At 52.4% G+C, this 17,449-nt stretch carries 17 protein-coding genes; 7 read left to right on the forward strand and 10 right to left on the reverse strand.

Features of this window, described 5'->3' with window-relative positions:
• Nucleotides 1-4: 4 nt before the first annotated feature.
• From ynjE to xthA, 9 genes are all read right to left on the reverse strand, one after another.
• Entirely contained in the window at nucleotides 5-1,312 is a 1,308-nt protein-coding gene (ynjE, locus tag ATB02_RS03490) for a thiosulfate sulfurtransferase YnjE (protein WP_105267326.1), read from the reverse strand.
• Nucleotides 1,313-1,378: 66 nt separating this feature from the next.
• Nucleotides 1,379-2,032 (reverse strand): ATP-binding cassette domain-containing protein, encoded by a 654-nt coding sequence (locus ATB02_RS03495; protein ID WP_032184378.1) that lies wholly within the window; start codon nucleotides 2,030-2,032, stop codon nucleotides 1,379-1,381.
• Entirely contained in the window at nucleotides 2,032-3,567 is a 1,536-nt protein-coding gene (locus tag ATB02_RS03500) for an ABC transporter permease subunit (RefSeq protein ID WP_105271086.1), read from the reverse strand. The genes ATB02_RS03495 and ATB02_RS03500 overlap by 1 nt, the downstream gene beginning before the upstream one ends.
• Nucleotides 3,540-4,706: an ABC transporter substrate-binding protein gene (locus ATB02_RS03505; RefSeq protein WP_032184376.1), complete on the reverse strand. Its 1,167-nt coding sequence runs from the start codon at nucleotides 4,704-4,706 to the stop codon at nucleotides 3,540-3,542. The genes ATB02_RS03500 and ATB02_RS03505 overlap by 28 nt, the downstream gene beginning before the upstream one ends.
• Nucleotides 4,707-4,715: 9 nt before the next feature.
• Nucleotides 4,716-5,264, reverse strand: a complete 549-nt coding sequence (locus ATB02_RS03510) for a carboxymuconolactone decarboxylase family protein (protein WP_000524103.1) — start codon at nucleotides 5,262-5,264, stop codon at nucleotides 4,716-4,718.
• On the reverse strand, nucleotides 5,264-5,971 hold the full coding sequence (locus tag ATB02_RS03515; protein ID WP_105267331.1) for a TVP38/TMEM64 family protein: 708 nt from the start codon (nucleotides 5,969-5,971) through the stop codon (nucleotides 5,264-5,266). The genes ATB02_RS03510 and ATB02_RS03515 overlap by 1 nt, the downstream gene beginning before the upstream one ends.
• Nucleotides 5,972-5,985: 14 nt before the next feature.
• Complete coding sequence (gene ydjY / locus ATB02_RS03520; protein WP_105271087.1) at nucleotides 5,986-6,663, reverse strand: lipoprotein YdjY; 678 nt, start codon at nucleotides 6,661-6,663, stop codon at nucleotides 5,986-5,988.
• Between the two features lie 4 nt (nucleotides 6,664-6,667).
• Entirely contained in the window at nucleotides 6,668-7,378 is a 711-nt protein-coding gene (locus ATB02_RS03525; RefSeq protein ID WP_105271088.1) for a TVP38/TMEM64 family protein, read from the reverse strand.
• Between the two features lie 166 nt (nucleotides 7,379-7,544).
• Nucleotides 7,545-8,351, reverse strand: coding sequence for an exodeoxyribonuclease III (xthA, locus tag ATB02_RS03530; protein WP_000673911.1), 807 nt, complete (start codon nucleotides 8,349-8,351; stop codon nucleotides 7,545-7,547).
• 445 nt (nucleotides 8,352-8,796) lie between these two features.
• Here xthA and astC point away from each other — a divergent pair, with 445 nt between their 5' ends.
• The 7 genes from astC to ves all read left to right on the forward strand — a co-directional run bounded on the left by astC (nucleotide 8,797) and on the right by ves (nucleotide 16,416).
• Entirely contained in the window at nucleotides 8,797-10,017 is a 1,221-nt protein-coding gene (gene astC / locus ATB02_RS03535; protein WP_105271089.1) for a succinylornithine/acetylornithine transaminase, read from the forward strand.
• Complete coding sequence (gene astA, locus ATB02_RS03540; RefSeq protein ID WP_000989455.1) at nucleotides 10,014-11,048, forward strand: arginine N-succinyltransferase; 1,035 nt, start codon at nucleotides 10,014-10,016, stop codon at nucleotides 11,046-11,048. Before astC ends, astA begins: the two co-directional genes overlap by 4 nt.
• A complete protein-coding gene (gene astD / locus ATB02_RS03545) occupies nucleotides 11,045-12,523 on the forward strand; it encodes a succinylglutamate-semialdehyde dehydrogenase (protein ID WP_105271090.1) in 1,479 nt (492 codons plus the stop codon). The genes astA and astD overlap by 4 nt, the downstream gene beginning before the upstream one ends.
• Nucleotides 12,520-13,863, forward strand: a complete 1,344-nt coding sequence (gene astB, locus ATB02_RS03550; protein ID WP_105271091.1) for an N-succinylarginine dihydrolase — start codon at nucleotides 12,520-12,522, stop codon at nucleotides 13,861-13,863. Before astD ends, astB begins: the two co-directional genes overlap by 4 nt.
• Nucleotides 13,856-14,824, forward strand: a complete 969-nt coding sequence (gene astE, locus ATB02_RS03555; RefSeq protein WP_105271092.1) for a succinylglutamate desuccinylase — start codon at nucleotides 13,856-13,858, stop codon at nucleotides 14,822-14,824. The genes astB and astE overlap by 8 nt, the downstream gene beginning before the upstream one ends.
• 329 nt (nucleotides 14,825-15,153) lie before the next feature.
• Nucleotides 15,154-15,639, forward strand: coding sequence for an ATP-independent periplasmic protein-refolding chaperone Spy (gene spy, locus ATB02_RS03560; RefSeq protein WP_001228981.1), 486 nt, complete (start codon nucleotides 15,154-15,156; stop codon nucleotides 15,637-15,639).
• 201 nt (nucleotides 15,640-15,840) lie between these two features.
• The gene (gene ves, locus ATB02_RS03565) at nucleotides 15,841-16,416 is read left to right on the forward strand and encodes an environmental stress-induced protein Ves (RefSeq protein ID WP_001354711.1); all 576 of its coding nucleotides are present in this window, start codon (nucleotides 15,841-15,843) and stop codon (nucleotides 16,414-16,416) included.
• Here ves and cho read toward each other — a convergent pair.
• Nucleotides 16,376-17,263 (reverse strand): excinuclease Cho, encoded by an 888-nt coding sequence (gene cho / locus ATB02_RS03570; RefSeq protein ID WP_105271093.1) that lies wholly within the window; start codon nucleotides 17,261-17,263, stop codon nucleotides 16,376-16,378. The two genes, ves and cho, sit on opposite strands and share 41 nt — an antisense overlap.
• Between the last annotated feature and the right edge of the window lie 186 nt (nucleotides 17,264-17,449).

Consider the following 17,449-nt stretch of genomic DNA (forward strand, 5'->3'; position numbering starts at 1 on the left):
AATGTTATTTGCTGCTGTCCGGGCCGCGCTCACCGGTTGCTACGGGATTTTTCGGATCGCTGCTCCATTCATACCAGCCGCCATCATATACGGAGACGTTATTCCAGCCCATTGCTCGTGCGTACATAAAGGTTTCGGACGCGCGCCAGCCGGTGCCGCAGTAGAATGAAACTTGCTGATCTGGTTTGATATTCCATGCTTTCCACATAGCGGCAATATCATCGGCGCTACGCATGGTGCCATCCGGGTTATGGAAATCCTCCATATGCGTCGAGTCGCTACCAGCGTGTCCCCAACGGGCTCCGGCTATTTCACCTTTTGGCTTAATATAGCTGTAACCACTGGTCGTACCGATAAATTCTGGCCACGAACGAATGCTCACCAGCGATGCATCCTGGCGATGCAGCAGCCCACGGGCCTGTTCCATATCAAGCATCAACTGCGGTTGCGCCGGGATCTTCACGCCGAAATCCGGTTCAGCTTTCACTTTCGGTGGCGTTCCGCGCTCAACAGGCAGTCCCGCGTCGGACCAGGTTTGCCAGCCGCCGTCCAGCAGGCGCACATCTTTCACCCCTGCATAGAGCATAATCTGTGCTACACGCGCTGCTGCGTATACATCACGACCATATAGAATCACCGTGGTGTCATGACGAATGCCATGCTTTGCCAGCATCGCTTTCAGTTGCTCATCAGAGACTTTATTCCACAGCGGTTCGCTTTCCACTTCGTTGGTGTCAATGTAATCCGCGCCAGGAATATGGCTGATAAGATAAAGTTTCGGTGCGCCCCAGGCTGCTTCAATGACTTTCCAGTCACCGGCAGGTTTCGCTGTAACGTCTTTTCCTTGTTGCAGGTCATGCAGCCATTGCGGATAAACCAGCTGCTCAAAGTGCGGCAGTTTTTGCAGACGGGAAGGTTCGCTTAGCGCGTCACTCAAAATGGAGATATGCGTAAAACCTGCTTTTTGCAGTCGCGTTTTGACGGCGTCGACATCTTTGTCATTACCGTACAGCGCCACCGGAGCGTCGGTTTTCAGGTTATGTAGCTTGATCCACGCGTTGAGCTGTTCGGTGCTCATTTTGTCGAGCCAGCTAGCAGAAAGGTTTAAGGCGGCAGGTTCATGACCGGAAGGGCCATTTAAGGTTTGTGGCCAGCCGTTATAAAACGCGCTGGGGCGAGTATCTATCGCTTTGCCATTTTGTTGTTGAAGCTGGTCAAGAGTAAGAGGCTTCGCCAGTTCAGCGGCCCACGAAGAAGCGCAAGCCAGCCCTAAAGCCATTGCCAGCGCGGTCATTTGAGAAACACGTTTCATCGAAAATCCCGACATTGTAGTTTTGAGTGCGCCATTCTGAACTGACACATTGGGAAAAACTTTGCGTTATCGCAGTTTGTTGTAATTTTCTGACCACTGCGCCATATCCAGAACAGAACTATCAGCAGGAACATCCTGGAGATCGTGCGTTACCTGAACGACGGGGATCGCCAGTTCGCGAACTTCGCTGAACACCCACTGGCGAAAATTATCGCGCAGAGCCACATCAAGACGGCTGAACGGCTCATCCAGGAGTAACGCTTTTGGCTGGGCGAGAAGGGCGCGTAGCAGAGCAACGCGCGCTCGCTGACCGCCAGACAAAGTGGCAGGATCCTGATGGAAAGCTCCGTCAAGGCCTGAACGCTCAAGTGCATCATTCACGGCATTACGTCGGGCATTCCCCTTAAGTGTCTCCGGTAGCGCCAGCAGTAAATTTTGCCCGACGCTGAACTGGTCAAATAACAGTGCATCCTGGAAAAGAATGCCAATCTGACGCTGTGCGGTGGGTAGCATGTCAATCCGTTGCTCATTGAGCCATAGCTCACCTGCACAAGAAAACTGTCCGGCCAGCGCACCAATCATCCATGAAAACAGTGTAGATTTTCCACAGCCAGACGGCCCCATTAACGTGACAATGTCACCTTTATCCACCGTAAAGTTAACGTTTGTCAGCAAGCGGCTTTCTGGTAAACGTAGCGAAACATTTTTCACGCAGAGCATTAGCGGAGTCCTTGTCTGACATAACCTACCCATTTTGCGACTAACGCGGTCAGGGCAAAAATAATAAGCGGCAACAGTAGTTGCCATAAAGCCTGGGCGGCGAGAATGCCGTTGCTGCCGCCGCTGCTTAATGCCACCGCTTCAGTGGTGAGTGTCGGAAAACGCCCCGCGCCCAGCCACAGCGTCGGCATATACTGCGCAATACTGACTGAAAATCCCACCGCGAAGGTAATCAGCGCAGGGCGCAACATGAGTGGGCATTTCACGTAAAAGAAGATTTTGGCCCGCGACCAGCCCAGTGTTTGCGCAATCAAAATTAACCGTGAATCAATGCGCTGCCAGGCGGGTTGCAGGATAAACAGCATCCACGGCATTACCCACAGCAGATGCCCCCAGACCACCGCTGTCCAGTTCCCATCTATGTTCAGCCATAGCGCCAGCATGTACTGGCCCGCCACCAGCGGCAGAGCGGGTAATAAAATGGGCAACCAGAGCCACAACTGGCGACGCTTTGCCCCCCATTCCAGCCACAGCAGTAACAGGACCAAAGCGATAAACGTCGCCACCAGCCCCATTGTCAGGCTGTTGATGAGCGCTTCACTATTGATCGTCGACTGATCCGCGAGGATCGCCAGCAGAACCACACACAGCACACCGGTTAAGGGTAAAAAAATCGCCAGCGTAATCCCTGGCAATAAAGGCGTGGCAGGCTTACGAACGCCATCGTCCTGGGGGATCGTGCGTCGCCAGGCGCGCCATAACAGATAACCCAGCAAAACGTAGGCGGCGAGTAACAGCATCAGCAGCAGGCTGGCAAGCGCGCCTTTTGTCTGTTGGTCAATGCCACCCTGGGTTAGCCACTGCCAGCTAATTACCGCCAGCGTCGGTGGATTACCCGGCCCGAGAATAATTGCCACATCCACGACCGACAACGACCATGCCACAATAGCCAGCATCGCCATTGCCAGTGCAGGCGCGACGGAGGGCAACAACAACCAGTTCAGACATTGCCAGCGGCTGTAGCCCAGCGAATCCAGTACAATAACCTGCTGCAACAGCCGTTTCTCGCTCAATACTGCCGCTAAGATCCACAGCAGAAATGCGCTTTCTTTCACCGCCAGGGTAAGGCCCAGCCCAATACCCAATTTATCCATCGGCGGAGTGAGAAAAGGAAAAACCTGATAAACCAGGCCACCTTCAGCAAACAGCAACAGGGCGCTGGTGGCAAAAGCCACATGGGGGATGGCGAGCAGCCACGGCAGACGGGCGCACATACGCGGCCATTTCGGCCCCGGCCACAGCGCGACTATCACCAGCAGGGCAATAAACAAAGCGCCGACCGCCGCGATGGTTGTCGATACCAGCGTTGCCAGTAAGGCCTGCGGTAACTGCGGATCGGCAAATAACGCATGCCAGTGTGCCAACGACAAAGCAGGCGATATCAGCGTGAGAGCTGCCGGGATCAGCGGTGCATAAATCACCACCACCATCGCCCACAGCAACAAGATTAATGCGTACCGTAACGGCGTAGCCATTCTTGTTCCAGCGCATTTACCCAGCCAGCATGCGGTTCCGCCAGTACCGGCGGCAGATCCTGCGGCATTCTTGATTGCAATGTTTCACGCTGCCCGTCAGGCAGTTTTTGTGGATCGAGAACCGATGGATCGCCCCATACAGCAGGATCTGCCTTACGCAGCTGTGCATCAGGTGAGAGCAGGAAATTGGCAACCACCTTCGCCGCAGCACTGGCATTCGCGTTGACCGGAACGGTGACAAAATGCACGTTGCCAATCATCCCCTCGTTAAAACCAAAACTGTAACTGCTTGCCGGCAAATCGCCACTGGCGATTTTTTGCTGGGCATGTGCAGGATTAAAGGTCAGCGACAGGCGCAATGTGCCAGCTTTCAGCAGAGCATCCATCCGCGCGGGCGAAGGTGGGAAATCCTTTCCTTCGCGCCATAAATACGGATGCAGCGCATCAAGATATTGCCACAAGGGCGCAGTGATACGGGCGAAAGTCGCATCGTTCGGCGCTTCTTTTAATGCTGCGGGATCTGGCGTCAGCATAATCAGTAACTGTTCAAGAAATGCGGTGCCAGTAAAGTCTGGCAGGCGCGGATAGGTAACCGTGCCAGGATTGGCTTTAGCAAATTCCAGTAAGTCTTGCGGTGTTTGTGGTGGCTGTGGCGTAACATCGCGGCGGGCGATAAACGTCAGTTGTGCGCCGCCCCACGGTGATTCTGCGCCTTCGACAGGTACAGAAAAATCTTCCCGTACCGGCAGTTGTGTATCGACATAACGCCAGTTTGGCAGAGTCTCAGCCCAGCCGGTTTGCAGTAAATTGGCCTCTTTTAAGGTGCGGAAGTTTTCGCCGTTCACCCAGAGCAGATCCACCGAGCCGCCCGTTTTACGTCCGGCAGCAGCTTCGGTCTGAATGCGCTTCACCGCGTCTGCGGCATCTGCCAGACGGACAATCTTCAGGTTTATATCATAATGGTTTTTCATCTCGCCGCTAACCCAGTCGAGATAGCGGTTAATTGCGGTATCGCCGCCCCAGGCGTTAAACCAGACGGTTTGCCCTTTGGCCTCATTTTTAATTTCCTGCCAGTCACTGGCATGTGTTGCCAGAGAAAACAGCGATAACAATCCCAGCAACCACCCACAATGGCGCATCATCTCTCCTTAAGAACGTTTTTCAGGAATACGGCACAGCCCCTGAGCGGGAATGTCCATGGCAGAATTAAAACGGGCTGACAGATTTTGCAGGCCGATCAATGCCGTCAGTTCGGTGAGCGCCTGAGCGTCAAAATGCGTAGCCAGTCGGGTACGCAGGGCTGCATCGACTGTTGGTGGCGTTACGCTGGCGGCTTCGGCGTACTCCAGCGCCAGCCGTTCTTCATCGCTAAAGAGCAGGCTTTGCCGCCAGTCAGCCACTGCCAGCAGTTTATCGGTGCTGCCAGTGCGCTCGGCGACTTTCATACTGGTGATATCCACGCAAAACTCACACAGGCACATTTGCGCAATGCGTGCGCTGACAAGCGATCGCACTACCGGATCCAGCGGTGAGCGTTTACGCTCCAGCCAACCGACAAACATCGACACCAGATAAAAGATAAACGGGATCCGTCCCCACCAGCGAATTGGACTTAGCACCTCGCCGTAATGGCGACGATGCAGCCACGCCTGCGGACGTAAACTTAAAGGAATTTTGCTAAGCGGTGGTAAACCCATCAGGCATTCCTCTTCTGGCGTTCAAGCCATATTTTTTTCGCCATAAAAATCACCACGGTCAGGGCAAACAGAATAAACAGTCCGGTGACAAACCAGAAGGTACCGCCCGTTAACATACTGCCCGCCCAGGAATAAACAATAGTCGCCGGTAACTGACCAAGCCCGGTGGCGATAAAAAACGAGCGAAAACGTATTGACGTCAAACCGGCAGCATAGCTGATTGGATCGAAAGGGACAAAAGGCAATAACCGACATACCAGGATAGTGTGTTTGCCGTAGCGAGTGAAAAAGCCGTCCATACTGTCAAGCACGGTTTTACCGGTTAATTTTTCCACCACTTCGCGGCCCATCACTCTGGCGATAAAAAAGCATAGCGCCGCGCCTGCCATAGAACTGGTCCACGACAGCAAGCCACCCCAGAACGCGCCAAACAACGACGCATTAGCAAAGGTAATTAAAAACGCAGGCAGCGGTGCAGCAATGGCCTGTAAAATCATCAAAATGAACGAGACAACGGCTGCCAGTGCGCCGTAAGACTGAATAAAGCGCTCTATACCCTGTTGGTCCACGGCGGCAAACGCCGCAACGCTGCGATTGATAAACTGATGGACGCCGGGAAGCAGTGCCCATGCCAGCAGCATAGCGAACAACAGGATGATGAGGGTTATACGGTAGTACCAGATTTTACGCGATTGCATCTTCATCATCCTTTATCGTGGCTTTATTCGGTGATTTTAAAGGTAACCGTAGCCAGCGTGTTATCTGCCGGGAGAACCGAGGCATTGCCTTTGAATTGCACTTCACCACGTTTTTCCACCGCACCATAAGTGTATGTTGCATTGCTGACGATGCCGACCGGGCAGCTATCCAGACATACCAGGCAGCCCGTTTTCTTCTCTTCTGCGGCGGCTAAATTACCGCCAAAGCGCATGTCCAGTTTCTTGCCATTACTGTCAACAATCACTTCATCGAAGGAATACGCTTTTGCTGCCCCTTGCCAGTTGACCGAAATATCCAGTTTGCTGCCCGCTACATGAGTCGTTTCTTTATTCTCCATGGTCATGTTTTCGCCCGGGATACCACCGGCTTGTTTCAGTGCTTCATAAAATGCTTTCGGGGTCGCATAACCCATAAACAGCGATTTATGTCCGTTGGAGCCATCTTTAAACACTATGCCGTGTCGAGTGTCGTCTGTCAGGAAACGGCCATTAATTTGTACCAGCATGGTGACCGTATGGTTATTGTTATCGACACGCAGTGGTTGGCTGTCTGAAAGCCCGTCGTATTCCACTTTTGCTGCCGCATTCTCTTTTTGATCGCAGCCACTAAGCCCGGCAACGGCCAGTAAACACAGTGCAGCCAGTCCTTTTTTCCATGACGCTGAATAATGTTGCAACATCGTTCTATCCTTCATTTTTTGGGTGAGTAAGTGGGCTGCGGCGCGAAGCAGACAGATCCACGTGTTTGTGTCGGGCGTAGAGTTTGGCAAGCTGGACGAGAATAAACAGTGCCAGGCCCGCCAGACAGAGTTGTAAAATAAAGCGCAGCGTAATGCCTTCACTGGCGAGATCGCTGGCCATCACGGTATAAATAACGATACCGGGCAGGGTAGTGAGTGCCGAAATAAAGGTATAAGGCCAGAAGGCGATAGTGGTTAATCCGTAGGCGTAATTTTGAATATTGTAAGGAAACAGCGGGATTAAGCGGGTAAGAATTAAAAAATCGATACCGTTATGTGCAATGCCTTTTTCAATGGCCAGGAAGGTATGGCTGTGACCAACGTATTTCAGCAATAAATCGCGCCCCAAAAAGCGTGCCAACAGGAATGAACTCGAGGAGGCCAGCGTGGCGGCAATTAATGAGAGTAGTGTCCCTAAGATCGGGCCAAAAACTATGCCTCCAGCGATCACCAGTATGCTTCCTGGTAACAGAAAGAGGGTGGCAATGATGAATAACACAATATAAAGGCAATAACCGAACAATCCGCTCTGGCGAATGAGAGTTTGTAAGTGGGGTAAATCGGTGAGCAGATCGAATAAACCGCAAGCGTGGATAGCGTAAATGACCAGCGCAAAAATAAAACAGGCAAAAAGAAATTTACGCTCAGCGTTCATTGTGGAGTTTCCTATATCAAACTTGATAATAGAGAAGTGGTCAGACAACTAAAAACGCTGTGACGGTATAACAAAGGACGACAAGCAACAAATCATTACTGACAGTTTGTTGATTTTTCTCAAGGTTAATTCTCCTGACTCCGTTTGAGCCAGGAGAGCAGCTAAATTAGCGGCGGAAGGTCGCCCACACAGGCGCGTGATCGGACGGTTTTTCCATGCTGCGGATTTCATAGTCGATGCCGGTTTCTACGCAACAGTCTGCCAGCGGTTGGCTGGCGAGCAGCAGGTCGATACGCAGACCACGGTTATCGTCAAAACCTTTTGAGCGGTAATCAAACCATGAGAAACGATCTGCTGTTTCCGGATTCGCATGGCGGAAGGTATCCACCAGCCCCCAACTTATCAGCCTGTCCATCCATTCACGTTCTTCAGGTAGGAAAGAACATTTACCAGTACGCAGCCAGCGTTTGCGGTTCTCTTCGCCAATGCCGATATCCAGGTCGGTAGGACTGATATTCATATCGCCCATAATCAGCACCGGATTTTCACGCTTGAGTTCGGTTTCCAAATAATTTTGCAGATTCTGATAAAACTGCGCCTTCGCCGGGAATTTTATCGGATGGTCGCGGCTTTCACCCTGCGGGAAGTAACCGTTGATCACGGTGACATTGCCCAGCGGCGAGGGGATTTCCGCCATAATAATTCGCCGCTGCGCCTCTTCGCCGTCGTCAGGGAAGCCGCGACGCACGGCAATCGGCGTCTCTTTGGTCAGCAGCGCCACGCCATAATGGCCTTTCTGCCCGTGATAAAACACGTTGTAGCCGAGCTTCGCCACCTCTTCGAGCGGAAACATATCGTCATGAACTTTTGTCTCCTGCAGGCCAATCACATCCGGTTGGTGCTTTTCGACGATGGCTTCAAGCTGGTGAGGTCTGGCGCGCAGGCCGTTGATATTAAAAGAGACAAATTTCATAGTCGCTGCCATTTATTCAGATAAAGAGTGCGTGGATGGTAGCAGAATTTCGCTTTGCTTACCGCCTGTTGTTAAGTGATTTGATCGATAGTTGTTAATGATGTCAACGATGGCGCAAAAAATGCCCGCTTTTGGTGCGCGCTGCGTCAGAATGGCGCAGTAATTTCCAGTAAATTTCGTCAATGATCACAATTCCAGAATTATATTTTACTTTTGCATAATATTGCGTTTTTTATTCTTTCTATTCACCATCATTGCAAGCATATTCACTTTTTATGCACTTTAAATGCATAGCGTACAGTTATAACTCCTTGATTATCAGTTAATCGCCCCCTTTTATGCAATTTTATCACTGGCTGGCACGAACCCTGCAATCTACATTTACAGCGCAAACATTACTTATTATTAACATATAAATAACGAATTATTTACTGTAGAGGTCGCTATGTCTCAGCCAATTACGCGTGAAAACTTTGATGAATGGATGATACCTGTTTACGCTCCGGCACCATTTATTCCGGTACGTGGCGAAGGTTCGCGCTTGTGGGATCAGCAGGGGAAAGAGTATATCGACTTCGCGGGTGGCATTGCGGTGAACGCACTGGGCCATGCGCACCCGGAACTGCGCGAGGCGCTGAACGAACAGGCGAGTAAGTTCTGGCATACCGGTAATGGTTACACCAACGAGCCGGTACTGCGACTGGCGAAAAAATTGATCGACGCCACTTTTGCCGATCGCGTGTTCTTCTGTAACTCTGGTGCGGAAGCCAATGAAGCGGCGCTCAAACTGGCACGTAAATTCGCTCACGACCGCTTCGGCAGCCATAAGAGCGGCATCGTGGCGTTTAAAAATGCGTTCCACGGGCGCACGCTGTTTACCGTCAGCGCGGGCGGACAGCCAGCCTATTCACAGGATTTTGCGCCACTGCCGCCGGATATTCGTCATGCTGCATATAACGATATTAACTCTGCCAGTGCGCTGATTGACGACTCTACCTGTGCGGTGATTGTCGAACCCATTCAGGGAGAAGGTGGTGTGGTGCCAGCCAGCAACGCATTTTTACAGGGACTTCGCGAACTGTGTGACCGCCACAACGCATTGCTGATTTTTGATGAAGTACAAACGGGCGTCGGGCGTACCGGGGAACTGTATGCCTATATGCACTACGGCGTGACGCCTGATCTGTTAACTACCGCCAAAGCGCTGGGCGGCGGTTTCCCCGTTGGCGCTCTGTTGGCAACCGAAGGGTGCGCCAGCGTGATGACTGTTGGCACCCACGGCACCACCTATGGCGGTAATCCGCTGGCCTCGGCGGTGGCAGGCAAAGTGCTGGATCTCATCAACACGCCAGAGATGCTTAATGGCGTTAAACAGCGTCATGACTGGTTTGTTGAGCGTCTTAATACCATTAATCACCGCTATGGTTTGTTCAGTGAAGTTCGCGGCTTAGGTCTTTTAATTGGCTGTGTACTGAATGTTGATTACGCCGGGCAAGCGAAACAAATTTCTCAGGAAGCGGCGAAAGCAGGCGTGATGGTACTGATTGCGGGTGGCAACGTGGTGCGTTTTGCGCCTGCGCTCAACGTCAGCGAAGAAGAGGTGACGACCGGACTGGATCGCTTTGCAGCTGCTTGCGAACACTTTGTTAGCCGAGGTTCATCATGATGGTCATCCGTCCCGTTGAACGCACTGATGTCTCAGCGTTAATGCAGCTTGCCAGCAAAACGGGCGGCGGCCTGACGTCGCTTCCCGCCAATGAAGCCACGCTTTCGGCGCGTATTGAAAGGGCAATCAAAACCTGGCAAGGCGAACTGCCCAAAAGTGAGCAGGGCTATGTGTTTGTACTGGAAGATAGTGAGACAGGCACTGTGGCGGGAATTTGCGCTATAGAGGTTGCGGTTGGTCTGAACGATCCCTGGTATAACTATCGCGTCGGCACGCTGGTTCACGCTTCGAAAGAGCTGAATGTCTATAACGCGTTGCCGACGCTGTTTCTCAGTAACGATCACACCGGCAGCAGCGAGCTGTGCACGCTATTTCTCGATCCGGAGTGGCGCAAAGAGGGCAACGGCTATTTGCTGTCGAAATCGCGCTTTATGTTTATGGCGGCTTTTCGCGACAAGTTTAATGACAAAGTGGTCGCCGAAATGCGCGGGGTGATAGACGAACACGGCTATTCACCGTTCTGGCAAAGCCTCGGTAAACGCTTCTTTTCGATGGATTTTAGCCGCGCCGATTTTCTCTGCGGCACCGGGCAAAAGGCGTTTATTGCAGAACTGATGCCGAAACATCCGATCTATACCCACTTTTTATCCCAGGAAGCGCAGGACGTCATCGGTCAGGTACATCCGCAGACCGCGCCTGCCCGCGCGGTGCTGGAGAAAGAAGGTTTTCGCTACCGTAACTATATCGACATTTTTGACGGCGGGCCGACGCTTGAGTGTGACATCGACCGCGTGCGAGCCATTCGCAAAAGTCGGCTGGTGGAAGTGGCAGAAGGTCAGCCTGCGCAGGGCGAATTCCCGGCCTGCCTGGTCGCCAATGAAAATTATCACCATTTCCGCGTGGTGCTGGTGCGTACCGATCCAGCGACCGAGCGTTTGATTTTAACCGCCGCACAACTGGATGCCCTCAAATGCCACGCAGGGGATCGCGTTCGTCTGGTGCGCCTTTGCGCAGAGGAGAAAACAGCATGACTTTATGGATCAACGGTGACTGGGTTACGGGCCAGGGCGCATTGCGTGTGAAGTGTAATCCGGTGTCGGGCGAGGTGCTATGGCAAGGCAATGATGCCGATGCCGCTCAGGTCGAGCAGGCTTGTCGGGCTGCCCGAGCGGCGTTTCCGCGCTGGGCGCGACTCTCCTTTGGCGATCGTCAGGTAAGAGTTGAACGCTTTGCCGGATTGCTGGAAAGCAATAAAGCCGAATTAACCGCGATTATTGCCAGAGAAACCGGTAAGCCGCGATGGGAAGCGGCAACCGAAGTGACGGCGATGATCAATAAAATCGCGATATCAATTAAGGCGTATCACGTTCGTACCGGCGAGCAGCGTAGCGAAATGCCGGACGGCGCGGCGAGCCTGCGACATCGCCCACACGGCGTGCTGGCTGTGTTTGGGCCGTATAATTTCCCCGGGCATCTGCCGAACGGGCATATCGTTCCGGCATTGCTGGCAGGTAACACAATTATCTTTAAACCCAGCGAACTGACACCCTGGAGCGGCGAAGTGGTAATGCGCTTATGGCAGCAGGCTGGCTTGCCGCCGGGCGTGCTGAACCTGGTGCAGGGCGGGCGTGAAACAGGGCAGGCGCTGAGTGCGCTGGATGATCTCGACGGCTTGCTGTTTACCGGCAGCGCCAATACCGGCTACCAGTTACATCGCCAGCTCTCTGGTCAGCCGGAGAAAATTCTCGCCCTTGAGATGGGTGGTAATAACCCGCTAATAATCGATGAGGTGACGGATATCGATGCCGCTGTCCATCTGACTATTCAGTCAGCATTTGTCACTGCCGGGCAACGGTGTACCTGCGCCCGCCGTTTATTGCTTAAAAGCGGGGCGCAGGGCGATGCATTTCTTGCCCGTCTGGTTGCCGTCAGCCAGCGATTAACGCCGGGCAACTGGGACGATGAACCCCAACCGTTTATTGGCGGGCTGATATCAGAGCAGGCCGCACAGCAGGTGGTTACTGCCTGGCAGGAGCTGGAAGCGATGGGTGGACGAACCCTACTTGCGCCACGTTTACTGCGCGCAGGAACATCGTTGCTTACGCCGGGGATCGTTGAAATGACGGGCGTTGCTGGCGTGCCGGATGAAGAAGTGTTCGGGCCACTATTGCGCGTCTGGCGTTATGACAATTTCGATGAAGCGATTCGAATGGCGAATAACACCCGCTTTGGCCTCTCTTGCGGGCTGGTTTCCCCCGAGCGGGAAAAATTCGAACAACTGTTGCTGGAAGCGCGAGCGGGGATTGTTAACTGGAATAAACCGCTTACCGGTGCTGCCAGTACCGCGCCATTCGGCGGTATTGGCGCTTCCGGTAACCATCGCCCCAGCGCCTGGTATGCCGCCGATTACTGCGCCTGGCCGATGGCAAGCCTGGAGTCAGACTCGTTAACGTTGCCCGCCACGCTTAACCCAGGTCTGGATTTTTCCGAGGAGGTGGAGCGATGAACGCCTGGGAAGTCAATTTCGACGGACTGGTGGGGCTGACGCATCATTACGCGGGCCTGTCGTTTGGTAATGAAGCTTCTACCAGTCACCGTTTTCAGGTGTCTAACCCACGACTGGCGGCGAAACAGGGCTTACTGAAAATGAAAGCCCTTGCCGATTTGGGATTTCCCCAGGCGGTGATCCCACCGCACGAGCGCCCGTTTATTCCGGTTTTACGTCAGTTGGGATTCAGTGGTAGCGATGAGCAGGTACTGGAAAAGGTTGCACGCCAGGCACCGCAATGGCTTTCCAGCGTCAGTTCTGCTTCGCCAATGTGGGTAGCCAATGCAGCCACGGTAGCGCCATCTGCCGATACGCTGGATGGCAAAGTGCATCTCACCGTTGCCAACCTGAACAATAAATTTCACCGTTCGCTGGAAGCGCCTGTGACCGAATCGCTGTTAAAAGCGATTTTCAACGAGGAGAAAAAATTCGCTATCCATTCGGCGTTGCCACAGGTGGCCTTGCTCGGTGACGAGGGGGCGGCAAACCACAATCGTCTCGGCGGCCATTATGGTGAACCGGGTATTCAGCTTTTTGTCTACGGGCGAGAAGAGGGCAATGTTTCCCGACCTTCCCGCTATCCGGCGCGGCAGACCCGCGAAGCCAGCGAAGCGGTGGCAAGGCTGAATCAGGTGAATCCCCAACAGGTGATTTTCGCCCAGCAAAACCCGGATGTTATCGACCAGGGCGTTTTTCATAATGATGTGATTGCCGTAAGTAACCGTCAGGTGCTGTTTTGCCATCAGCAGGCGTTCGCTCGCCAGGCGCAATTACTGGCAAATCTGCGTGCGCGGGTAAACGGTTTTATGGCGATAGAAGTTCCGGCGACTCAGGTTTCCGTGTCAGATGCGGTGTCTACATATCTGTTTAACAGCCAGTTGTTGAGCCGTAATGATGGTTCCATGGTTTTGGTGCTGCCGCAGGAGTGTCGGGAACATGCGGGAGTATGGCGTTATCTCAATGAATTGCTTGCTGCTGATAACCCAATAAGCTCACTGAAAGTCTTTGATTTACGTGAAAGCATGGCAAACGGCGGCGGTCCGGCGTGCCTGCGGTTGCGCGTGGTGTTGACAGAAGAAGAGCGACGGGCGGTAAATCCGGCGGTGATGATGAACGATACCTTGTTTAGTGCCCTCAATGACTGGGTGGATCGTTACTACCGCGATCATCTTACTGCTGCGGATCTTGCCGATCCGCTGCTGCTGCGCGAAGGAAGGGAAGCACTGGATACACTGACTCAATTATTGGATCTTGGTTCGGTTTATCCGTTCCAGCGTGAGGGAGGGGGCAATGGATAATTTTCTTGCTCTAACCTTAACGGGTAAAAAACCGGTTATCACCGAGCGAGAAATCAACGGTGTTCGCTGGCGCTGGCTGGGCGATGGCGTGCTGGAACTGACGCCATTAACGCCACCGCAAGGTGCGCTGGTGATTTCAGCGGGAATACACGGTAATGAGACGGCACCTGTGGAGATGCTGGACGCGTTGCTTGGCGCGATATCTCACGGCGAGATCCCGTTACGTTGGCGGCTGCTGGTGATCCTCGGGAATCCTCCTGCGCTGAAGCAAGGGAAACGTTATTGCCATAGCGATATGAACCGAATGTTTGGCGGACGTTGGCAGCTATTTGCTGAAAGCGGGGAAACCTGTCGCGCGCGCGAACTGGAACAGTGCCTGAAAGATTTTTATGACCAGGGCAAAGAATCTGTGCGCTGGCACCTTGATCTACATACCGCAATTCGTGGCTCCTTGCATCCGCAGTTCGGTGTATTACCGCAACGCGACATTCCCTGGGACGAGAAATTTCTGACGTGGCTGGGGGCGGCGGGGCTGGAGGCACTGGTATTCCATCAGACGCCTGGTGGTACGTTTACTCATTTCAGCGCCAGACATTTTGGCGCGCTGGCCTGTACGCTGGAACTTGGCAAAGCGTTACCCTTTGGGCAAAACGATCTTCGCCAGTTTGCAGTCACTGCCAGCGCAATTGCTGCGCTGCTATCTGGTGAGAGTGTCGGTATCGTGAGAACGCCGCCACTCCGTTATCGGGTGGTTTCGCAAATTACTCGCCACTCGCCGTCCTTCGAAATGCATATGGCAAGTGACACGCTGAATTTTATGCCGTTTAAGAAAGGAACGTTGCTGGCGCAGGACGGTGAGGAACGTTTTACCGTAACCCATGATGTAGAGTATGTGTTATTCCCTAATCCGTTGGTAGCGTTGGGATTACGCGCGGGATTAATGCTCGAAAAAATAAGCTAATACTTACCCGCAGAAATCATTCTGCGGGTATTAAGTTACTTTCTTATAAATTAATACAGATTAATCCTGGTTATTTGCTTTATTTATCACCAGTCATCCGGTATAGTTCTTCATAATCTCTGCAAAATCATCATGTTGTAATATTCTCTCATCACTCTCCATCAAATTTTCTTTTTTTCTCCATAATTGGCGCAAAAGTGTTTTTTACACTTTCATTGTTTTACCGTTGCTCTGATTAATTGACGCTAAAATCAGTAAAGTTAATCTCGTCAACACGGCACGCTACTTAAGAAAGCCGTAATAAATAACTGAAAGGAAGGATATAGAATATGCGTAAATTAACTGCACTGTTTGTTGCCTCTACCCTGGCTCTTGGCGCGGCTAACCTGGCCCATGCCGCAGACACCACTACCGCAGCACCGGCTGACGCGAAGCCGATGATGCACCACAAAGGCAAGTTCGGTCCGCATCAGGACATGATGTTCAAAGACCTGAACCTGACCGACGCGCAGAAACAGCAGATTCGCGAAATCATGAAAGGCCAGCGTGACCAGATGAAACGTCCGCCGCTGGAAGAACGTCGCGCAATGCATGACATCATTGCCAGCGATACCTTCGATAAAGCAAAAGCTGAAGCGCAGATCGCAAAAATGGAAGAACAGCGCAAAGCCAATATGTTGGCGCACATGGAAACCCAGAACAAGATTTACAACATCCTGACGCCGGAACAGAAAAAGCAATTTAATGCTAATTTTGAGAAGCGTCTGACAGAACGTCCAGCGGCAAAAGGTAAAATGCCTGCAACTGCTGAATAATCTTTCAGCCAAAAACTTAAGACCGCCGGTCTTGTCCACTACCTTGCAGTAATGCGGTGGACAGGGTCGGCGGTTTTCTTTTTTGTTCTCAAACAGATGCAAAAAAAAACTGATCGCCACTAACGTAAATCACCCGAGTTGCCGATAACCATCCACGGTTACCTGAACGATAACAATGAAAAGAACGGGCCGGGAGCGAGTATGGAATACTTTGATATACGTAAAATGTCGGTGAATCTGTGGCGAAACGCTGCCGGTGAAACCCGCGAAATCTGTACTTTTCCACCGGCAAAACGTGATTTTTACTGGCGAGCCAGCATTGCATCCATCGCGGCGAATGGGGAGTTTTCTTTGTTTCCAGGTATGGAAAGGATAGTGACGTTGCTGGAAGGCGGCGAGATGTTCCTTGAAAGTGCAGACCGCTTTAAACATACCTTAAAACCGTTACAGCCTTTTGCCTTTGCGGCGGACCAGGTGGTTAAAGCGAAACTGACGGCAGGGCAGATGTCGATGGATTTCAACATCATGACACGCCTGGATGTCTGTAAGGCGAAAGTCAGAATTGCCGAACGTACGTTTACTACCTTTGGCTCACGCGGCGGGGTAGTGTTTGTCATTAACGGGGCGTGGCAATTGGGCGATAAACTGCTCACTACTGACCAGGGAGCGTGCTGGTATGATGGCAAACACACCCTGCGGCTTTTACAACCGCAAGGTAAACTGTTATTCAGTGAAATCAACTGGCTCGCTGGTCATTCGCCGGATCAAGTTCAGTAATTTCATAGTTACCGGAAAGCAGCGGCTTACAAAGAATTTTATAACCGTCGTGATCAAACCCCGCGGGTGTCCGAATTAACGTTGTCGCTTCTTCCAGCGAATTAACCGCCCCCAGCCACAGCCAGTTTTGAATAATATGATATTGAGTCATTTCCGGGTGCTGTTCTTTCAGTGCCACCGCACCTTGCCAAGGCCAACACACCACCCGCAAACGCGCCAGAGCCTGGCGCAAGCGTAGCGCATGTTCCTCAGGGCTCTCTTTATCGCAACACGCTCCAGCGCAACGTTTTAATGCAGAACGAAAACATGCACGACCGCGGCTTAACGGTTCCAGTCCCAACAGGCCATAACAAAGTTTTTGTTCATCAGCGATGGTCTGCAATGCTTGTAAAGCCGCACGGCGATTGGCAAACAGGCCAAACAGGTTGGGGGCTGGTGAAAAATCCACCTCTTTGGCATACACCACATCAACACGCTTTTCATTCAGCTGCAGGGCGCAGAGCTGGCGATTGCGGCGCAAGCGTTTATTAAATAGCGGCTGCTGCTCTTTGATTAATCGCGCTTCAAGGAGCAGAGCGCCGATTTCACCGGCGGTACATATCCAGCTGATGCGTCGGGATTGTCGCAGCATGGCGGCTTCATCAGGGGTGCGTAAATGAGAAAGGACGCGGCTGCGGATGTTAATGCTTTTGCCGATATAGAGCGGCATGGTGTCACTTTCGCCATGAAACAGATACACCCCTGGTCGGGTGGGTAAGTCATTAAGGAATGAACGTAAATGTTCGGGATATTCATAAATTGCCGCAGCTTCAAATTCGAGCCGCGGAGAAGTTAAACGCCGTACCACTGTTGACTCCGAGTGCTGGTTATCTATCCAGTGTAACAGGCGGGGAGCGATTAAAAAAGAGGCGGGTCGATGACAAAGGTTACACCATGAGACGTGCTACGCCTGTCAGGCCTATTCGACTCCTGCAATGTATTGAATTTGCATAGTTTTGTAGGTCGAATAAGACGTTCACGCCGCATCCGGCGT

Source organism: Escherichia sp. MOD1-EC5189 (assembly GCF_002966045.1).
Classification (GTDB): Bacteria; Pseudomonadota; Gammaproteobacteria; order Enterobacterales; family Enterobacteriaceae; genus Escherichia; species Escherichia coli_F.